At 71.9% G+C, this 18,022-nt stretch carries 19 protein-coding genes; 8 read left to right on the top strand and 11 right to left on the bottom strand.

What is annotated here, in order from left to right; all coding sequences use genetic code 11:
* Nucleotides 1-20: 20 nt before the first annotated feature.
* A complete protein-coding gene (locus OOJ98_RS08110) occupies nucleotides 21-1,970 on the top strand; it encodes a streptophobe family protein (RefSeq protein WP_267053944.1) in 1,950 nt (649 codons plus the stop codon).
* A gap of 209 nt (nucleotides 1,971-2,179) precedes the next feature.
* Nucleotides 2,180-3,421, top strand: a complete 1,242-nt coding sequence (serB, locus tag OOJ98_RS08105; RefSeq protein WP_267053943.1) for a phosphoserine phosphatase SerB — start codon at nucleotides 2,180-2,182, stop codon at nucleotides 3,419-3,421.
* Nucleotides 3,422-3,526: 105 nt separating this feature from the next.
* Here serB and OOJ98_RS08100 read toward each other — a convergent pair whose 3' ends face one another.
* From OOJ98_RS08100 to OOJ98_RS08085, 4 genes are all read right to left on the bottom strand, one after another.
* A complete protein-coding gene (locus OOJ98_RS08100; RefSeq protein ID WP_267053942.1) occupies nucleotides 3,527-4,045 on the bottom strand; it encodes a histidine phosphatase family protein in 519 nt (172 codons plus the stop codon).
* A 95-nt stretch (nucleotides 4,046-4,140) separates the two neighbouring features.
* Nucleotides 4,141-4,347, bottom strand: coding sequence for a hypothetical protein (locus tag OOJ98_RS08095; RefSeq protein ID WP_267053941.1), 207 nt, complete (start codon nucleotides 4,345-4,347; stop codon nucleotides 4,141-4,143).
* Between the two features lie 172 nt (nucleotides 4,348-4,519).
* A complete protein-coding gene (locus OOJ98_RS08090; RefSeq protein WP_262985314.1) occupies nucleotides 4,520-4,636 on the bottom strand; it encodes an SGM_5486 family transporter-associated protein in 117 nt (38 codons plus the stop codon).
* Between the two features lie 65 nt (nucleotides 4,637-4,701).
* Nucleotides 4,702-5,988, bottom strand: coding sequence for an MFS transporter (locus OOJ98_RS08085; RefSeq protein WP_267053940.1), 1,287 nt, complete (start codon nucleotides 5,986-5,988; stop codon nucleotides 4,702-4,704).
* 145 nt (nucleotides 5,989-6,133) lie between these two features.
* Here OOJ98_RS08085 and OOJ98_RS08080 point away from each other — a divergent pair, with 145 nt between their 5' ends.
* Nucleotides 6,134-6,817 (top strand): FadR/GntR family transcriptional regulator, encoded by a 684-nt coding sequence (locus tag OOJ98_RS08080; RefSeq protein ID WP_267053939.1) that lies wholly within the window; start codon nucleotides 6,134-6,136, stop codon nucleotides 6,815-6,817.
* Between the two features lie 36 nt (nucleotides 6,818-6,853).
* On the opposite strand, the gene OOJ98_RS08075 is transcribed toward OOJ98_RS08080, so the two are convergent.
* The 3 genes from OOJ98_RS08075 to fabG all read right to left on the bottom strand — a co-directional run bounded on the left by OOJ98_RS08075 (nucleotide 6,854) and on the right by fabG (nucleotide 8,844).
* On the bottom strand, nucleotides 6,854-7,228 hold the full coding sequence (locus tag OOJ98_RS08075) for a hypothetical protein (protein WP_267053938.1): 375 nt from the start codon (nucleotides 7,226-7,228) through the stop codon (nucleotides 6,854-6,856).
* A 129-nt stretch (nucleotides 7,229-7,357) separates the two neighbouring features.
* On the bottom strand, nucleotides 7,358-8,119 hold the full coding sequence (gene fabI, locus OOJ98_RS08070; protein ID WP_267053937.1) for an enoyl-ACP reductase FabI: 762 nt from the start codon (nucleotides 8,117-8,119) through the stop codon (nucleotides 7,358-7,360).
* A gap of 5 nt (nucleotides 8,120-8,124) precedes the next feature.
* On the bottom strand, nucleotides 8,125-8,844 hold the full coding sequence (fabG, locus tag OOJ98_RS08065) for a 3-oxoacyl-[acyl-carrier-protein] reductase (RefSeq protein ID WP_267053936.1): 720 nt from the start codon (nucleotides 8,842-8,844) through the stop codon (nucleotides 8,125-8,127).
* A 186-nt stretch (nucleotides 8,845-9,030) separates the two neighbouring features.
* Between fabG and OOJ98_RS08060 the strand changes: the two genes are divergently transcribed.
* The 3 genes from OOJ98_RS08060 to tyrS all read left to right on the top strand — a co-directional run bounded on the left by OOJ98_RS08060 (nucleotide 9,031) and on the right by tyrS (nucleotide 13,374).
* Complete coding sequence (locus OOJ98_RS08060; protein WP_267053935.1) at nucleotides 9,031-10,563, top strand: TldD/PmbA family protein; 1,533 nt, start codon at nucleotides 9,031-9,033, stop codon at nucleotides 10,561-10,563.
* Nucleotides 10,564-10,654: 91 nt separating this feature from the next.
* Nucleotides 10,655-12,052, top strand: coding sequence for a metallopeptidase TldD-related protein (locus tag OOJ98_RS08055; protein ID WP_267053934.1), 1,398 nt, complete (start codon nucleotides 10,655-10,657; stop codon nucleotides 12,050-12,052).
* Between the two features lie 53 nt (nucleotides 12,053-12,105).
* A complete protein-coding gene (tyrS, locus tag OOJ98_RS08050; protein WP_267053933.1) occupies nucleotides 12,106-13,374 on the top strand; it encodes a tyrosine--tRNA ligase in 1,269 nt (422 codons plus the stop codon).
* Between the two features lie 60 nt (nucleotides 13,375-13,434).
* Here the strand turns inward: tyrS and OOJ98_RS08045 are convergent, their stop codons facing one another.
* Nucleotides 13,435-13,710 carry a GlsB/YeaQ/YmgE family stress response membrane protein gene (locus OOJ98_RS08045; protein WP_267053932.1) on the bottom strand — a complete coding sequence of 92 codons (276 nt, stop codon included), beginning with the start codon at nucleotides 13,708-13,710 and terminating at the stop codon, nucleotides 13,435-13,437.
* A 214-nt stretch (nucleotides 13,711-13,924) separates the two neighbouring features.
* On the opposite strand from OOJ98_RS08045, the gene OOJ98_RS08040 reads away from it, so the two are divergent.
* Nucleotides 13,925-14,311, top strand: a complete 387-nt coding sequence (locus tag OOJ98_RS08040; RefSeq protein ID WP_267053931.1) for a DUF3099 domain-containing protein — start codon at nucleotides 13,925-13,927, stop codon at nucleotides 14,309-14,311.
* Nucleotides 14,312-14,506: 195 nt separating this feature from the next.
* Nucleotides 14,507-14,746: a hypothetical protein gene (locus OOJ98_RS08035; RefSeq protein WP_267053930.1), complete on the top strand. Its 240-nt coding sequence runs from the start codon at nucleotides 14,507-14,509 to the stop codon at nucleotides 14,744-14,746.
* Here the strand turns inward: OOJ98_RS08035 and moaA are convergent.
* The 3 genes from moaA to OOJ98_RS08020 form a co-directional block, all read right to left on the bottom strand.
* Nucleotides 14,729-15,718, bottom strand: a complete 990-nt coding sequence (moaA, locus tag OOJ98_RS08030) for a GTP 3',8-cyclase MoaA (protein WP_267053929.1) — start codon at nucleotides 15,716-15,718, stop codon at nucleotides 14,729-14,731. The genes OOJ98_RS08035 and moaA overlap by 18 nt on opposite strands.
* A 173-nt stretch (nucleotides 15,719-15,891) precedes the next feature.
* On the bottom strand, nucleotides 15,892-17,520 hold the full coding sequence (locus OOJ98_RS08025; protein WP_267053928.1) for a cation acetate symporter: 1,629 nt from the start codon (nucleotides 17,518-17,520) through the stop codon (nucleotides 15,892-15,894).
* Complete coding sequence (locus OOJ98_RS08020) at nucleotides 17,517-17,882, bottom strand: DUF485 domain-containing protein (protein WP_267053927.1); 366 nt, start codon at nucleotides 17,880-17,882, stop codon at nucleotides 17,517-17,519. The genes OOJ98_RS08025 and OOJ98_RS08020 overlap by 4 nt, the downstream gene beginning before the upstream one ends.
* Nucleotides 17,883-18,022 lie beyond the last annotated feature (140 nt).

Genomic DNA, 18,022 nt, shown 5'->3' with positions numbered 1-18,022 from the left:
CTCGTATCGGGGGGGTCCTGATGGGTGTGGGCGGCAAGGGCGTCCGGGGTGCGGTCCGGTGGGGTGATGTCGCTCTCTCCTCGGTCGCCTCGGTGAGCTGGGCCGTGGTCGCGATGGCGGGCACGGCCGCGCTCGGAGTGCGGCTGCTCGGCGCGGACGCGGCGGGGGCGCCGGGGCCGATGACCGCGGCGGTGGTGGTGCTCGCGGCGGGCGGCTCCGTCACCCCCTCCGGGGACGTCTCGGTGTTCGGGCTGAGCGGTGCGCAGGCGGCCACGGCGGTCGATTTCACGCCACTGGGCGTCGCTCTCGCGGGCGCGCTCGCCCTCGCCCTCGTCTTCCTGCGCTCCCTGCGGGCGTCGGGGGCCCGGATCGCGGGCGGCGAACTCGCGGCGCGCGGCGCGGCGGTGGTGGCGCTCTTCGTCGCCGTCACCGGCGGGCTCGCTCGGGCGGGGCACGACCTCGTCACGCTGGACGGGAGTCGGCCGGGCCTCGACGGCGTGCGGATCCCCGGGGTGGCGGCGGTCCCCGGGCTCGGGGACCTCGGCGGCCTGCTGCCGGACCGGCTCGCCCGGCTCGCGGAGACCCGCGCGGACGTCGGCTACGACGTCGACACCGCGCGCTCGCTCGCGGGCGCGGCGTGCTGGGCGCTGGTGGTGCTCGTGATCGCCCTGCTCGCCTCGCGCCGGGCCCCGCTGCCGCGCGGCTTCGACCGGCTGCACCGCTCGGTGCGGCCCGCGGTGTCCGCCCTGGTGACGGCGGTCCTGGTGGCGGTGGCGGCGGGGTTCGCGGCGGCGGCGTACGCGGCGTGCGGCGATGCCCACCCGGGGCGGATCGCGGGCGCCGCACTGCTCGGCGCGCCCAACGGCGTCTGGACGGCGATCCCGCTCGGCCTCCTCGTGCCGTGGCACGGCGGGGCGACGGGCACGCTCGCCACGCTCCTGCCCCACCCGCTCCCCCGCCTGCTCGGGGCGGGCGGAGACGACCCGGTGACGTTGAGCCGCCTCGCCCAACTGGACGGCCGTGTCTGGCTGTTGGGGGTGGGCGTGCTCATCCTGATGCTGTACGCGGGGGTGCTCGCCGCGGCCCGTACGCCGGCCTGCGACGGCTCGCCGGGCGCGTTCGCGGGGCGCTGCGCGCTGTCGCTGGGCGCGGCCACCGCGGTGGCGCTCCCCCTGATGGTGCGGCTCACCGGAGTGTCCGTGAACGCCTCTCTTTCGGTGCTGGGCTTCGACGCGTTCGGCGCGGGCATCGAGCTGCACGGCGACGCGGGGCTCGCGTGCGCGCTGGGCGCCGGCTGGGGCGCCCTGGCCGGCGCGACGGGCGCGGCACTGGCCCACCTCACGGGCGCGGCGGGACACAGGGCCTCGACACTGGCCCGCCTGTCGGCGAGCACGGGCCGGCGAATCCCCACGCCGGACGGGCCGCCGATGCCGAGTGAGCCACCGATGCCGAGTGGTCCGCCGATGCCGAGTGAGCCACCGATGCCGAGTGGTCCGCCGATGCCGAGTGAGCCACCGACGGCGGGTGAGCCGCCGACGGCGGGCGGACCACCGGCACCGGGCCCACCGGGCGGGCCTTCGACGGCGCCGAGCGAACCACCGGCAGCGCGCAGGCCTCCGGCAGCGGACCCGCCTCCGACGCCGGACCAGCCACCGGGACCAGGCGGGCCACCCACGCAGCACCGGCCCCCGACACCGAGCGGACCTCCGGCCCCGGGCAACCCCCCGGCACCGGACCCGTCGGCGCCGGACGGGCCCGTGCCGGCCCGCTCCGCCCGGCCGACCCGCCCCGCCCTGCCGCACCGGCCTCCCGGTCCCGACAGCAACCCGTACCTCGGGCCGCCGCCCGGCCCGCACAGCGCCCCCACGCTGCCCGGGGCGCCGGGCCGTCCGCCGGGTGCGCCCCGCTCGGGCAGGCCCCGGCACGACGGGCCGCCGCCTCCGCCCGGCGTACCGAAGGCGCCTCGCTGAACCACCTCCCCCCCGGGGGGCCGGGGCCACCTCGTCGAACCGCCCTCCCCCGGCAGGCCGAGGCGACCGCGCCATCGGCGCGCCGAGGCCGCCCGGCCGCACCGCCCGCCCCGGAGCCCCGCCGAACCGCCCCGTGCCGGTGGGCGCGGTGTCCGCAGGGCGGGACGGCGTGCGGGGGCGGCGGCGGGGGCGGATACGGTGGAGTCACCATGACGCCATCGCCCCTGCCCCCCGCCGGCCAGAACTCCGCCGCCGGTCAGAGCCCTGACGTACCGACCCTCCTCGTCAAGATCTTCGGCAAGGACCGCCCGGGTATCACCGCCGGGCTCTTCGACACCCTCGCCGCCTACGCCGTCGACGTCGTCGACATCGAACAGGTCGTCTCCCGCGGCCGTCTCGTGCTGTGCGCGCTCGTCACCGAGCCGACCGTGGCCACCCCGGGCGAGCTGCGCGCGACCGTGCACAGCTGGGCCGATTCGCTCAACCTCGAAGCGGAGATCATCTCCGGCATCGGCGACAACCGGCCGCGCGGCAGCGGCCGTTCGCACGTCACGGTGCTCGGTCATCCGCTGACCGCCGAGTCCACGGCGGCCATAGCGGCTCGTATCGCCGGCACCGGCGGCAACATCGACCGCATCTTCCGGCTCGCCAAGTACCCGGTCACCGCAGTGGAGTTCGCCGTGTCGGGCGTGGCGACCGGGGCGCTGCGCACCGCGCTCGCGATGGAGGCCAAGGCCCTCGGGGTGGACGTGGCCGTCGTGTCGGCGGGGCTGCACCGGCGGGCCCAGCGGCTCGTCGTGATGGACGTGGACTCCACGCTGATCCAGGACGAGGTGATCGAGCTCTTCGCGGCGCACGCCGGCTGCGAGGACGAGGTCGCCGAGGTGACGGCCGCCGCGATGCGCGGCGAGTTGGACTTCGAGCAGTCGCTGCACGCCCGGGTGGCGCTGCTGCGCGGCCTCGACGTCTCGGTGGTGGACAAGGTGCGGGCGGAGGTCCGGCTGACTCCGGGCGCCCGCACCCTGGTCCGTACGCTCAAGGCGCTCGGCTACCAGGTCGGCGTGGTGTCCGGCGGGTTCACCCAGGTCACCGACGGCCTCAAGGACGAGCTGGGGCTCGACTTCGCGTCCGCCAACACCCTGGAGATCGAGGACGGCAGGTTCACCGGCCGGGTCACCGGCGAGATCGTGGACCGGGCCGGAAAGGCGCGGCTGCTGCGGGAGTTCGCCGCGCAGGCCGGGGTGCCGCTGGCGCAGACCGTGGCGATCGGCGACGGTGCCAACGACCTCGACATGCTGAACGCGGCGGGCCTGGGCGTCGCCTTCAACGCCAAGCCGGTGGTCCGGGAGGCCGCGCACACCGCGGTGAACGTGCCCTTCCTCGACACCGTGCTCTATCTGCTCGGCATCACGCGGGAAGAGGTCGAGGCCGCCGACGGCGTCCTGGACTGACCCGTTCCGTACGGCACTTCGCCGTTCCCTCCGCACGCGAAAGGCCCCGGCGGTGCGCGCCGGGGCCTTCGTCGTGGAGCGGGTGACGGTGCGGAGCCCGTGTGCTCAGGCGTGCGGCGCCCAGAACTCGACGAGCTCGGCCGCGCCGTGTTCGACGGACTTCCAGGAGCCCTCGAAGGTCAGCACGGCGATGGCGGAGGTCGGGAAGCCGCTGCGGTTCATCCGCGACAGCACATCGCCCTCGGCCCGGCCGGCGAGCGCGTCGGCGAGCGCGTGCATGCCGGGGTTGTGTCCGATGAGCACCAGGTCGGCGACGTCGTCGGGGGTCTCGTTGACCAGCGCGATCAGCTCGCCGAGCGAGGCCTCGTACATCCGGTCCTCGTACACCGTCCTGGGGCGGTGCGGGAGTTCCTGGACGGCGAGCTTCCAGGTCTCGCGGGTCCTGACCGCGCTGGAGCAGAGGGCGAGGTCGAAGGTGATGCCGGTTTCGGCGAGGCGACGGCCGGCGATCGGGGCGTCCGCCCGGCCCCGCTCGGCGAGCGGCCGGTCGTGGTCGGACACCTCGGGCCAGTCGGCCTTGGCGTGCCGGAGAAGGACGATCCTGTGCGGTGTGTCGGCGCTCATGCTCTCCAGCTTCGCATGAATCACGCCATCGGGCTCAGGGTGTTGGAGGGCCCGGCGGGGTCCCGGTGCCCTGCTCCGGAGGGGGCCCACGGGACCTAGTGCCCGAGGGTGTGCTGGATGCGGTCGACGAGGTGGTTGAGGGTCCCGTCGCCGGCGGCCGCGTGGGCGTCGCCCGATCCGACGACGAGCGCGAGGAGCACGAAGAACGCGATCGCGGGCAGCACCACGCCCCACCACGGCAGCTTGAAGTCGACGCCACCGGCGGCCGGTTGGGGGGACCTGGGGTGGGTGTGGGCCGACATGACCGCCTCCGTGGATTCCGGGTTCGAGTGCCGCGTACGAACGGGTCGTTCGCCGCATCTCGAAATCTACGGATCCAGGGGGCGCCGCCCCATCCGGTGACCCACCCACTTCACCCTGACCCTGACCCCCTAGGGGATGGTGGGGCTAGCACCACCACGGTCGGGCCGGTGGTCAGGGGGAGGCGATCGTCGCGATGATGGCGACGACGACCGTGACGGCGAGCATCGCGCCGAGCACGAGCAGGAGCTTCTTGTGGCTGTTCTGCGGATTGGGTTCGAGCACTGGCATGCCGACAGTGTCGCATCCCGGTTTGGCCCGCTATCGCCGGGCCCCGGCCTCGTCGCCCGTCCGGCTCATCGCCGGGCCCCGGCCTCGTCCTCGATCGTACGGTCGCGTCCGGCCAGGATGCCGACGACGATCTGCGGCACCATGAGGCACGCCATCAGCGCGATGGGCAGGGCCCAGCCGCCGGTGCTGTCGTGCAGGACGCCGACCAGGAGCGGGCCCGGGATGGAGAGCAGGTAGCCGACGCACTGGGCGAAGGCGGAGAGCCGCACCACGCCGGCGTGGCTCCGCGACCGCTTGCTGATCATGGTGAGGGCGAGCGGGAAGGCGCAGTTGGAGATGCCGAGGAGCAGCGCCCAGGCCCAGGCTCCGGCGGCCGGTGCGAGGTAGAGCCCGGCGTAGCCGGCCAGGCCGCAGGCGCCGAGCGCGACGACGATGGGGCCCTGGCTGCGCAGCCGGTTGACGAGCCAGGGGATGACGAAGCCGAGGGGCACGCCCATCACCATGGTGATGGAGAGCAGCAGCCCCGCGGTGCCGGCCGAGACGCCCGCGTCGCGGAAGATCGTCGGCATCCAGCCCATCGTGATGTAGGCGCCGGTGGCCTGGAGGCCGAAGAAGCAGGCGAGCGCCCAGGCGGTGCCGCTGCGGGTGATGCGCAGCGCGGGCGCCGCCTCTTCGTGGGCGACGGGGGCCGGTTCCACGCTTCCCGAGCGGTCGCGGGCCAGCGGGATCCAGGCCGCGACGGCGACGACGGCGAGGAGCGCCCAGATGCCGAGTCCCTGGCGCCAGCTGCCGCCGAGCGCGTCGGTGAGCGGCACGGTGGTGACCGCGGCGAGCGAGGTGCCCGCGGCGAGGGCCATCGAGTAGAGGCCGGTCATGGAGCCGACGCGGTCGGGGTAGTACCGCTTGACGATCACGGGCATCAGGACGTTGCTGACGGCTATGCCCATCAGGGCGAGCGCGCTGGCCGCGAGGAAGCCGACGGTGCCGCCCGCGAAGGGGCGCAGCAGCAGACCGGCGGTGATGGCGGCCATGCCGGCGAGGACGACGGCGCCGGGGCCGAAGCGGCGGGCCAGGCGCGGCGCCATGATGCCGAACACGGCGAAGCAGAACGCGGGGACCGAGGTGAGGACGCCCGCGATGCCGTCGCTCATGCCGAGGCCGCCGGTGACCTCCTTCATCAGGGAGCCGAGGCTGGTGATGGCGGGTCGCAGGTTGACGGCGGCGAGCACCAGCGCGAGCGGCACGGCCCAGCGCGTCCACGACGGCACCCGGCCCGCGGTGGCGGGGGCGTCCGGGCGTGCGGTGGGGGCGGGGGGCGCGGGACTCAGCGTGCTGGTTTCTTCGTCGGCCATGGGACCATCATAGAATCATGGGATGATTGGTTGTCCAATCGCTCACCGCACACCCTCGCGGACCCACGGCCCTCCTCGGACCCACGGCCCTTCCCGGACCCACAAGCCTTCCCGGACACCACAGCCCTTCTCGGACAGGAGCACCATGACGCTGAGCTCTCCCCGGCGGTCCGCCCTCGTCGACCAGGTGATCGCGCAGCTGCGCAACCAGATCACCACGGGCGAGTGGGCGGTGGGGTCGCGCATCCCGACCGAGCCGGAGCTGGTCGAGCAGCTCGGGGTGGCGCGCAACACCGTCCGCGAGGCCGTCCGCGCCCTGGCCCACAACGGCCTGCTCGACATCCGGCAGGGCTCCGGCACCTACGTGGTGGCGACGAGTGAGCTGGCCGGGGTGATGCACCGCAGGTTCGCCGACGCGGATCCGCGCCATGTGGCCGAGCTGCGCTCCACGCTGGAGTCGTCGGCGGCGAAGCTGGCCGCCGAGCGGCGTACCGAGCGCGAGCTGAAGCAGCTGGACACGCTGCTGGAGCGGCGCGAGGAGGCCTGGGCCTCCGGCGACCGGGAGGCCTTCGTCGCCGCCGACGCCACCCTGCACCTGGCGGTCGTCGCCGCCTCGCACAACGACGTGCTGACCGAGCTGTACGCGGACCTCGGCCATCTGCTGCGCGACTGGCTGCGGGACGACGTGGCCCTCGACATGAGCCCGGAGCACCACATGGACCACAGTCGCATGGTCGACGCGATCCGGGCGGGCGACGCGGAGACGGCCGCGTCGGAGGCCGCGGCCCACGCGTTCATCTGTCTGCCGGAGCGTCTCGCCGGCCGGTGAGCGCACCCGGGGCGGCGGCCCCGGCCCGGCGTCGGGTCAGGACACCTTCTGGTGGGTCACCCACACCGCGCCGACGCCCTTCCAGCACCGGTCGATGAGCCGTACCGTCTGGCCCGGGAACACGTCCACCGGCGCCGCGTCCGCGTCCAGGTCCCACCACATCGCGCAGTCGGTGTGCAGCCGCACCCGGTCGACGTCCGGGTAGGGGTTGTGGCAGTACGCGACGGCGTGCGAGCCCTGCACCGAGGTCCGGCACGCGGCGCCGAACGGCTCGGGCGCCGGGACCGGCGCCGCCTCGGGTGCGGTCGCGGCGCGCACCACCGAGGGGGCGGCGAGACCGGCCGCCGTGACGAGCAGCAGCAGGAGCAGGGCCAGGGCCCGGCGCTCCGTGACACGCAGGGGGCGCGACACCGCGCCACCTCCTCCCCGCTCGACCGACCGGCCCGTCCGTTTCGATCAGTCTGCGGTCACCGCGCCCGCCACGCACGGCGGCCGCCCACCGAACGGGTCGGTGGGCGGCCGCCGTGGGGCGTTCGGGTGTTACGCGCCCATCATGTGCACGCCACCGTCGACGTGGATGATCTCGCCCGTGGTCTTCGGGAAGAAGTCCGAGAGCAGCGCCACGATGCCGCGGCCCGCGGGCTCCGGGTCGGCCATGTCCCAGTCCAGCGGGGAGCGGGTGTTCCACACCTCGGCGAGGTCCGCGAAGCCCGGGATGGACTTGGCGGCCATCGAGCCGATCGGCCCGGCCGAGATGAGGTTGCAGCGGAAGTTCTCCTTGCCCAGGTCGCGGGCGAGGTAGCGGGAGGTCGCCTCGAGTGCGGCCTTGGCCGGACCCATCCAGTCGTACTTCGGCCAGGCGAACTGGGCGTCGAAGGTGAGGCCGACGACGGAGCCGCCGTTCGGCATCAGCGGACGGCAGGCCATGGTGAGCGACTTCAGGGAGTACGCCGAGACGTGCATCGCGGTCGCGACGTCCTCGAAGCTCGCCTCGAGGAAGTTGAAGGCGCCCTGCGGCGCGAAGCCGATCGAGTGGACGATGCCGTCGAGGCCGCCGAGCTCGTCCTTGACCAGGCCGGCGAGGCGGTCGAGGTGCTCCTGGTTGGTCACGTCGAGCTCGATGACCTTGGCCGGCTTGGGGAGCTTCCTGGCGATGCGCTCGGTCAGGGTGGGCCGCGGGAAAGCGGTGAGGATGATCTCCGCGCCCTGCTCCTGCGCGACCTTGGCCGCGTGGAAGGCGATGGAGGACTCCATCAGCACACCCGTGATGAGGATGCGCTTGCCGTCGAGAATTCCGCTCATGGTGATCAGTGACCCATGCCCAATCCGCCGTCAACGGGGATGACGGCTCCAGTGATGTACGAGGCGTCGTCGGAGGCGAGGAACTTCACCGCGGCGGCGATCTCCTCGGGCTGCGCGTAGCGGCCCAGCGGCACCTGGGACACGATGCCCGCGCGCTGCTCCTCGGTGAGCACCTTGGTCATGTCGGTGTCGACGAAACCGGGTGCGACGACGTTGAAAGTGATGTTCCGGGAGCCGAGTTCGCGCGCCAGCGACCGGGCGAAGCCCACCAGACCGGCCTTGGAGGCGGCGTAGTTGGCCTGGCCCGCCGAGCCGAGAAGGCCGACGACCGAGGAGATCAGCACCACGCGGCCCTTCTTCGCGCGCAGCATGGCGCGGTTGGCGCGCTTGACCACACGGAAGGTGCCGGTGAGGTTGGTGTCGAGCACGGACGTGAAGTCGTCCTCGGACATCCGCATCAGGAGCTGGTCCTTGGTGATCCCCGCGTTGGCGACGAGGACCTCGACCGGGCCGTGCTTCTCCTCGATCTCCTTGTAGGCCTGCTCCACTTGCTCGGCGTCGGTGATGTCACACCTGACGGCCAGACAGCCCAGTTCGGCGAGCGCGGCCGGCGGCTCTCCGGAGCGGTACGTGATCGCGACCTTGTCGCCGCTCTCGGCAAAAGCGCGGGCGATGGCGAGGCCGATGCCCCGGTTACCTCCGGTGACGAGAACCGAGCGGCTCAACGGATCACCCTTTCGATAGGCGGATTCATACTCCCGCAAACTATCGGTACCGCCCTCCTTCCGAGGAATCGAGCCCTGACAGTGGCATGGAACGAGCGCTGTCGGGTCTCTACAGAAAGGGCGTAGTCACGGAGCCGCGGGCGCGACATGATCGGGGCGACCGGTCTCATACGACAGGAGACAGCTGTGCCATCTGGGACCCATTCCATCGACGAAGCCTTCACGGCGCTACCGCTGCGGGCCCTCGCCGACGCGGCACTCGCGCGCGCCCGTGCCCTCGGCGCCGACCACGCCGACTTCCGGGTAGAGCGGGTGCGCAGCGCGTCCCGGCGGCTGCGGGACGCCCGGCCCTCCGGTTCCTCCGACACCACCGACCTCGGCTACGCGGTCCGCGTCGTGCACGGCGGTGCCTGGGGGTTCGCCTCCGGGGTCGACCTGACGATGGACGCGGCCGCCAAGGTGGCCTCCGCCGCGGTCGCGATGGCCCAGCTGTCCGCGCAGATCATCGCGGCCGCCGGGTCGAGTGAGAGGGTCGAGCTCGCCGACGAGCCGGTGCACGCGGAGAAGACCTGGATCTCCGCCTACGACATCGACCCGTTCACGGTGGCCGACGAGGACCAGAGCGCGCTGCTCGCCGACTGGAGCGCGCGGCTGCTGCGCGCCGAGGGCGTGGAGCACGTCGACGCCTCGCTGCTCACGGTGCACGAGAACAAGTTCTACGCGGACACGGCGGGCACCGTCACCACCCAGCAGCGGGTGCGGGTGCACCCGCAGCTCACCGCGATCGCGGTGGACCGCGCGAGCGGCGAGTTCGACTCGATGCGCACCCTGGCGCCGCCGGCCGGGCGCGGCTGGGAGTACCTGACGGGCACCGGCTGGGACTGGGAGTCGGAGCTCGCGGAGATTCCCTCGCTGCTGGCCGAGAAGATGCGGGCGCCGGCCGTCGAGAGCGGCCGCTACGACCTCGTGGTGGACCCGTCCAACCTGTGGCTGACCATCCACGAGTCGATCGGCCACGCCACCGAGCTGGACCGGGCGCTCGGCTACGAGGCGGCGTACGCGGGCACCTCGTTCGCCACCTTCGACCAGCTGGGCAAGCTGGCGTACGGCTCGCAGGTGATGAACGTGACCGGCGACCGCACCGCGGAGCACGGGCTCGCCACCATCGGCTACGACGACGAGGGCGTCGCGGCGCAGTCGTGGGACCTGGTGAGGGACGGCACCCTCGTCGGCTACCAACTCGACCGCCGCATCGCGAAGTTGACGGGACTCGGCCGCTCCAACGGATGCGCCTTCGCCGACTCCCCCGAGCACGTTCCCGTACAGCGGATGGCGAACGTGTCGCTCAAGCCGGACCCGGGCGGGCTCTCCACGGAGGATCTGATCGGCGGGGTCGAGCGCGGCATCTACGTGGTCGGCGACCGGTCGTGGTCGATCGACATGCAGCGCTACAACTTCCAGTTCACCGGCCAGCGCTTCTTCCGCATCGAGAACGGCCGACTGGCCGGCCAGCTCCGCGACGTCGCCTACCAGGCCACCACCACCGACTTCTGGGGCTCCATGGAGAAGGTGGGCGGCCCCCAGACCTACGTCCTGGGCGGCGCCTTCAACTGCGGCAAGGCCCAGCCGGGCCAGATCGCCGCGGTCTCCCACGGTTGCCCCTCGGCCCTGTTCCGCGACGTCAACATCCTCAACACCGCGCAGGAGGCAGGGCGATGACATACCGGCCGCACCACAGCTCCCCCGGCTGGGGGTCCGGGGGTCGTCCCCCGGGACAGCACAGTCTCAACACCGCGCAGGAGGCAGGGCGATGAGCTCCCGTAGGACCGTCAAGCCGTACGAGATCGTCGAGCGGGCCCTGGAGCTCTCCACCGCCGACGGCTGTGTCGTCATCGCCGACGAGCACTCCTCGGCCAATCTGCGCTGGGCCGGGAACGCGCTGACCACCAACGGGGTCACCCGCGGGCGGACGCTGACCGTGATCGCGACGGTCGACGGCGCCGAGGGCACCTCCTCCGGCGTCGTGTCGCGCTCGGCCGTCACCGCCGCCGACCTGGAGCCGCTGGTACGGGCCGCGGAGGCGGCGGCGCGCTCCGCCGGGCCGTCCGAGGACGCCCAGCCGCTGGTCACCGGCGTTCCGGTGGCGCCGGGCTTCACCGAGGCACCGGCCGAGACCACCTCCGCCGTGTTCGCCGACTTCGCGCCCGCGCTCGGCGAGGCCTTCGCGCGCGCCAAGGCGGGCGGCCGCGAGCTGTACGGCTTCGCCAGCCACGAGCTGACCAGCACCTACCTCGGTACCTCCACGGGCCTGCGGCTCCGTCACGACCAGCCCAACGGCACCCTGGAGCTGAACGCCAAGTCCCCGGACCGGACCCGCTCGGCCTGGGCGGGGCGGGCGACCGCGGACTTCAAGGACGTCGACCCGGGCGCCCTCGACGACGAGCTGACCCGCCGGCTGGGCTGGGCCGAGCGCCGCGTCGAGCTGCCGGCCGGGCGGTACGAGACGCTGCTGCCGCCTACCGCGGTGGCCGATCTGCTGATCTACCAGATCTGGTCGGCCGCGGCCCGCGACGCCGCCGAGGGCCGGACCGTCTTCTCGAAGCAGGGCGGCGGCACGCGGGTCGGCGAGACCCTCGCCCGGCTGCCGCTGTCGCTGCGCAGCGACCCGAACGAGCCGGGTCTGGAATACGCGCCGTTCGTGGTGGCGCACACCTCGGGCGACACGGAGTCGGTGTTCGACAACGGTCTCCCCGTCGCCGCGACCGACTGGATCCGCGACGGCCGGCTGGAGAACCTCGTCACCACCCGGCACAGCGCCGCCCTCACCGGTCTGCCCCTCGCACCCTCCGCGGGGAACCTCGTCCTGGACGGCGGGGGCGAGCGCTCCCTGGACGAGATGGTCGCCGCCACCGAGCGCGGCCTGCTCCTCACGTGCCTGTGGTACATCCGCGAGGTGGACCCGGCGACGCTGCTCCTGACCGGTCTGACCCGGGACGGCGTGTACCTCGTCGAGGACGGCGAGGTGGTCGGCGAGGTCAACAACTTCCGGTTCAACGAGTCGCCGGTGGACCTCCTGTCACGGGCCACCGAGGCGGGGCGCACCGGAAAGACCCTGCCCAGGGAGTGGAGCGACTACTTCACCCGGACCGCGATGCCCGCGCTGCGCGTTCCCGACTTCAACATGAGCTCGGTCAGCCGGGGCGTATAACCTCGGTGCTGGCAGTAAGCACGTCAAGCACGTCTGAAGGAGACAAGAGACCCGTGACGGACATCGTCGACGAACTGCAGTGGCGTGGGCTGATCGCCCTCTCCACTGACGAGGACGCATTGCGCAAGGCGTTCGCGGACGGTCCCGTCACGTTCTATTGCGGCTTCGACCCGACCGCGCCCAGCCTGCACCTCGGCAACCTGGTGCAGATCCTCACCATGCGCCGGATCCAGCTCGCGGGCAACCGTCCGCTGGGGCTGGTCGGCGGGGCCACCGGCCTCATCGGCGACCCGAAGCCCAACTCGGAGCGCACGCTGAACGCGCCGGAGGTCGTGGCGGGCTGGGTCGAGCGGCTGCGCGGCCAGATCGAGCGGTTCCTCGACTTCGAGGGCCCGCACGCCGCGACGATGGTCAACAACCTGGACTGGACGTCGGGCCTGTCGGCGATCGACTTCCTGCGCGACATCGGCAAGTACTTCCGGGTCAACAAGATGATCGCGAAGGAGGCCGTCTCGCGCCGGCTCAACTCCGACGCGGGCATCAGCTACACCGAGTTCAGCTACCAGATCCTCCAGGGCATGGACTTCCTGGAGCTGAACCGGCGCTACGGCTGCACGCTGCAGACCGGCGGCAGCGACCAGTGGGGCAACCTCACGGCGGGCACCGACCTGATCCACCGGGTCGAGCCCGACGCCGATGTGCACGCCCTCGCCACGCCGCTGATCACCAAGGCGGACGGCACCAAGTTCGGCAAGACGGAGTCCGGCACGGTCTGGCTCGACCCCGAGCGGACCACGCCGTACGCCTTCTTCCAGTTCTGGCTCAACGCGGACGACCGGGACATCTCGAAGTTCCTGCGGATCTTCAGCTTCAAGTCCCGCGAGGAGATCGAGGAGCTGGAGAAGCTCACCGAGGAGCGGCCGCAGGCCAGGGCCGCTCAGCGGGCGCTCGCCGAGGAGCTGACCACGCTGGTGCACGGCGCGGAGCAGACGGCCGCGGTGACGGCCGCCTCCAAGGCGCTCTTCGGCCAGGGTGAGCTGACGGAGCTCGACGAGGCGACGCTGGCCGCCGCCCTATCGGAGCTGCCGAACGCGAAGGTGTCCGCACTCGGCCCGGTGACCGATCTGTTCGCCGAAGTGGGCCTCGTGGCCAGCAAGTCGGCGGCCCGCCGCACCGTGAAGGAGGGCGGCGCCTACGTGAACAACGTGAAGGTGACGGCCGAGGACGCGGTGGCGACGGCCGACGAGCTGCTGCACGGGCGCTGGCTGGTGCTGCGCCGGGGCAAGAAGAACCTGGCGGCCGTGGAGTTCACCGGCGCCTGACCGGCAGGGCACGCGTGAGGGGGCGGTTCCGTCGCGGAACCGCCCCCTCGTCGCGTGCCGTCAGGCTCTCTGCTTGTTGCCCCGCACCGCCATGTAGAGCATGTCGCCCAGGAAGACGATGACGACGGCCGCCGCGATCTGGAGGCCGTGCCTGCCCCAGTCGATGCCCTTGGTCTCGGCGATGCCGATGGCGCGGGCGATCGAGTTGCCGACGATGCCGCCGATGATGCCGAAGATGGTGGTCAGCCAGAGCGGACTGTGCTGCTTGCCGGGAATGATCGCCTTGGCGATGATTCCGAGCACGAATCCCACGATGATGGCCCACAACCAGCCCATGGCTGCCTCCTAGTACGGCTCGACGTGAGCAGGTTCAGCCAGTTTCTGCCCGTACCCCGTACGGCGCATGTCGGACTCGTCCGTACGTGGCATGTACTGCGGCATCCGCGCAGGTAAGAGCCGCCCCGCTCTCGAACCCGGCCGACCCGCGGCGTACGGTGAGAGCAGTCCGGGCCGGGGAGAGCCCGCGGTGGAACTCGGGTGATGGAACGTGATGGGGAAGCAGAGCGGTGGCCAGGTGTTCCGGATCACCGGAGCCCGCCGGTCGCTCGACGAGGACGTCCGGGGCCGGCAGCGCCGCTATGTGATCTCGATGTCGGTCCGCACGCTCGCGGTGATCCTGACGGCGGTGCTGTGGAACGTCGAGCGCCCGGTCGCCATCGTGACGCTGGCGCTCGGCGCGCTGCTGCCCTATGTGGCGGTCGTGTTCGCCAACGGCGGCCGGGAGAACGCGACTTCGCTCCCCTCCACCTTCATCCCCGCCCCCTCCCGGCCGGCGCTCGGCGCGGCCCCGGCGGACGGTCCCGCGCCGTCCCCGGCGGAACCGATGGCGGGACCCGCGGCCGGTGACCACGAACCGCACGCACGCGAACAGGGCTGACGCGTCACCGTCCGCCAAGCTCAAGAAAACCTCAGATCAATCATGAAGTTCCGGTGCACCACACCGGGTCCCCCATGACATACTTCGTAGGCGCTCCGCATCCCCCGTCGGAGCGACGGACCGACGCCGGGCAGCTCCCCCCGTGGCTGCTCGGCGTCGCCATTTCCACGGGGCCGCATGCCGCACAATGTCTCTGTGAGTGACGAGACCAGCGACGAGACCCCCATCTGTTCCGCCAAGGGCTGCCGTGCCGCCGCCGTCTGGGTCCTGGCCTGGAACAACCCCAAGATCCATACGCCGGAGCGGCGCAAGACGTGGCTCGCGTGCGAGGAGCACCGCGAGCACCTCTCCCAATTCCTGGGCGTACGGGGCTTCTTGAAGGACGTGGTGACGCTCGCCGAGTGGGATGCGGCCGGTTCAGCCGCCGATCGCTGACATCGGGCGCTCCGGCTGCAGGAACGAGGGGTCGTCGAGACCCGATCCGGCCTTCTTGCCCCACATGGCCAGCTTCCACAGCCGGGCGATCTCGTCGTCGCCCGCGTCCGAGCGCAGGGCCGCGCGCAGATCGGACTCCTCGCGGGCGAACAGGCAGGTCCGCACCTGGCCGTCGGCGGTGAGCCGGGTGCGGTCGCAGGCCCGGCAGAACGGGCGGGTCACCGAGGCGATGACGCCCACGGTGTGCGGGCCGCCGTCGACCACCCAGCGCTCGGCGGGCGCGGAGCCCCGCTCGTCGTCGCCCTCGGGGGTGAGCGTGAAGCGCGTACGCAGCGACTCCAGGATGTCACCGGCGGTGATCATGCCGTCGCGCTTCCAGCCGTGCTGGGCGTCGAGGGGCATCTGCTCGATGAAGCGCAGCTCGTAGTCGTGCTCGACGGCCCAGGCCAGCAGGTCGGGGGCTTCGTCGTCGTTGAGACCCGGCATCAGGACGGCGTTGACCTTGACCGGGGTGAGGCCGGCCGCGCGGGCGGCGTCCATGCCCTCGATGACGTCCTTGTGCCGGTCGCGGCGGGTCAGCGTCTTGAACACCTCGGGGCGCAGGGTGTCGAGCGAGACGTTGACCCGGTCGAGGCCGGCGGACTTCAGGGCCGAGGCGGTGCGCTTGAGGCCGATGCCGTTGGTGGTGATCGACATCTTGGGGCGCGGCTCCAGGGCGGCGCAGCGCTCGACGATCCCGACCAGGCCGGGCCGGAGCAGCGGCTCGCCGCCGGTGAAGCGGACCTCGGTGATGCCGAGATCGGTGACGGCGATGCGGATCAGACGGACGATTTCGTCATCGGTCAGCAGATCGGGCTTGGCGAGCCACTGCAGGCCTTCTTCCGGCATGCAGTACGTGCACCGCAGGTTGCACCGGTCGGTGAGCGAGACACGCAGGTCAGTGGCCACACGGCCGTAGGTGTCGATGAGCACTGTGGGCCCCCTCCCCCGTCGTCGAAGATTCCTCGGACATCGCACGGATGTGTATACACCCGAGCCTACGCGAGAGGTGCGCCAACTGTGGGGGCCGATTGTCACGAGGTGCGGCGAGGCCGTGTCGTAGGACCCTACGACACGGCCTCGGCCACGCGCCGTGCGGTTGTACGTCAGTGGGCGCCGACGCCGGTGAGGGACTTGACCTCCAGCTCGGCGTACTTGCCCGCGTCGGGCTCCTCCTTCGACAGGAGCGATCCGATCCAGCCGAGCAGGAAGCCGAGCGGGATGGAGATGAGACCCGGGTTCTCCAGCGGGAACCAGTGGAAGTCGACGCCCTTGAACATCGAGGTCTTCGGGTTGCCGGAGACGACGGGCGAGAACAGCACCAGGAACACCGAGCTGAACAGTCCGCCGTAGATCGACCACAGGGCGCCCTGGGTGGTGAAGCGCTTCCAGAACAGGCTGTAGAGGATGGTCGGCAGGTTCGCGGAGGCGGCCACGGCGAAGGCGAGCGCGACCAGGCCGGCCACGTTCATGTCGCGGGCGAACGCGCCGAGCAGGATCGCGACGGCGCCGATGAAGACGGTGGCCCAGCGCGCGGCCCGCATCTCCTCCTTCTCGGTCGCCTTTCCCTTGCGGATGACGTTGGCGTAGATGTCGTGCGCGAAGGAGGACGACGAGGCGAGGGTGAGGCCGGCGACGACGGCGAGGATCGTCGCGAAGGCGACCGCCGAGATCACCGCGAGCAGGGTCGCGCCGCCCGTGGTGCCGACGCCGCCGCCGAGATATTCGGCGAGCTGGGGCGCCGCGGTGTTGCCCGCCGGGTTCTGCGCCTTGATGGCGGCGGGCCCGACCAGGGCCGCCGCGCCGAAGCCGAGCGCGATGGTCATCAGGTAGAAGGCGCCGATGATGCCGATCGCCCAGTTCACCGACTTACGGGCGGCCTTCGCGGTGGGCACGGTGTAGAAGCGGATCAGGATGTGCGGCAGGCCCGCGGTGCCGAGCACCAGGGCGATGCCGAGCGAGAGGAAGTCGAGCTTGGAGGTGCCGCTGACGCCGTACTTCAGGCCGGGCTCCAGGAACGCCGAGCCCTTGCCGCTCTTCGCGGCCGCCGAGCCGAGCAGGTCGGAGATGTTGAAGTGGAACTTGAGCAGCACCAGGAAGGTCATGAGGATGGCCCCGGCGATGAGCAGGACGGCCTTGACCATCTGCACCCAGGTGGTGCCCTTCATGCCGCCGATGGTGACGTACACGATCATCAGGACGCCGACCAGGGCGACGATGAGGATCTTGCCCGCGTCGGTGGTGATGCCGAGCAGCAGCGAGACGAGCACGCCCGCGCCGGCCATCTGCGCGAGCAGGTAGAAGATCGACACGACGATGGTGGAGGCGCCCGCGGCGGTACGGACCGGGCGCTGCTTCATCCGGTAGGCGAGCACGTCGCCCATCGTGTAGCGGCCGGAGTTGCGCAGCGGCTCGGCGACCAGGAGGAGCGCCACCAGCCAGGCGACGAGGAAGCCGATGGAGTAGAGGAAGCCGTCGTAGCCGAACAGGGCGATGGCTCCGGCGATGCCGAGGAAGGACGCCGCGGACATGTAGTCGCCGGAGACCGCGAGGCCGTTCTGGAAGGCGGTGAACTGGCGCCCGCCCGCGTAGAAGTCGGAGGCGTTCTTGGTCTGGCGCCCGGCCCACACGGTGATGGCGAGGGTCGCGGCGACGAACACCGCGAACAGGGTGATGATCAGTGGCCGGTGCTCGGTGGTCGAGGAGGCGGCGAGGGGGATGAGGGCGGGGCTCATGCGTCGGCCTCCATGCGGTGCTTGATGACCTCGGCCCTGGGGTCGAGCTTCGCCGCTGCGTGCCGCGAGTAGAACCAGGCGATGAGGAACGTGGTGAGGAACTGGGCGAGGCCGAAGACGAAGGCCACGTTGATGTTGCCGGCGACCTTGGTGCCCATGAGGCCGCCCGCGTAGCTGGACAGCAGCACGTACAGCAGGTACCAGCTGATGAAGGCGACGGTCAGCGGGAAGGCGAACGAGCGGTGGGCGCGGCGCAGTTCACCGAATTCGGCGCTCTGCTGCTCCGAGACGAACGCCTCGGTGGTGGGCTGGGCCGGGCGGGGGGCCGCCCCGGCTTCGGGGGGCGACGCGTCGGTGGCCACGGGTTCTCCTCGCGGTGCGGATGCGGCGGGCATGGATAGGTCGGACATGAGGGGGTCCTCGCTGTGGGGTGGTGATGCGGTCCCCCTGACAACGGCACGGGGCTCGGGGCGTCTCGGTTCACCCCGGCCGTTTTTTGTCC

Origin of the sequence: Streptomyces sp. NBC_00083 (genome assembly GCF_026343295.1) — a bacterium.
Classification (GTDB): Bacteria; Actinomycetota; Actinomycetes; order Streptomycetales; family Streptomycetaceae; genus Streptomyces.
Note: the sequence above shows the minus strand (reverse complement) of the source record. Positions and strands in the feature narration are given on the sequence as shown.

Excerpts from the sequence above, each read along its gene's own strand:
- OOJ98_RS08095 (WP_267053941.1), bottom strand. The coding sequence starts at position 4,347 with ATGTCGGCCCACACCCACCCCAGGTCCCCCCAACCGGCCGCCGGTGGC.
- OOJ98_RS08055 (WP_267053934.1), top strand. The coding sequence starts at position 10,655 with ATGAGCTCCCGTAGGACCGTCAAGCCGTACGAGATCGTCGAGCGGGCC.
- OOJ98_RS08080 (WP_267053939.1), top strand. The coding sequence starts at position 6,134 with ATGACGCTGAGCTCTCCCCGGCGGTCCGCCCTCGTCGACCAGGTGATC.
- OOJ98_RS08100 (WP_267053942.1), bottom strand. The coding sequence starts at position 4,045 with ATGAGCGCCGACACACCGCACAGGATCGTCCTTCTCCGGCACGCCAAG.
- serB (WP_267053943.1), top strand. The coding sequence starts at position 2,180 with ATGACGCCATCGCCCCTGCCCCCCGCCGGCCAGAACTCCGCCGCCGGT.
- OOJ98_RS08085 (WP_267053940.1), bottom strand. The coding sequence starts at position 5,988 with ATGGCCGACGAAGAAACCAGCACGCTGAGTCCCGCGCCCCCCGCCCCC.
- OOJ98_RS08040 (WP_267053931.1), top strand. The coding sequence starts at position 13,925 with ATGGGGAAGCAGAGCGGTGGCCAGGTGTTCCGGATCACCGGAGCCCGC.
- OOJ98_RS08090 (WP_262985314.1), bottom strand. The coding sequence starts at position 4,636 with ATGCCAGTGCTCGAACCCAATCCGCAGAACAGCCACAAGAAGCTCCTG.
- OOJ98_RS08025 (WP_267053928.1), bottom strand. The coding sequence starts at position 17,520 with ATGAGCCCCGCCCTCATCCCCCTCGCCGCCTCCTCGACCACCGAGCAC.
- OOJ98_RS08045 (WP_267053932.1), bottom strand. The coding sequence starts at position 13,710 with ATGGGCTGGTTGTGGGCCATCATCGTGGGATTCGTGCTCGGAATCATC.
- OOJ98_RS08110 (WP_267053944.1), top strand. The coding sequence starts at position 21 with ATGGGTGTGGGCGGCAAGGGCGTCCGGGGTGCGGTCCGGTGGGGTGAT.
- fabI (WP_267053937.1), bottom strand. The coding sequence starts at position 8,119 with ATGAGCGGAATTCTCGACGGCAAGCGCATCCTCATCACGGGTGTGCTG.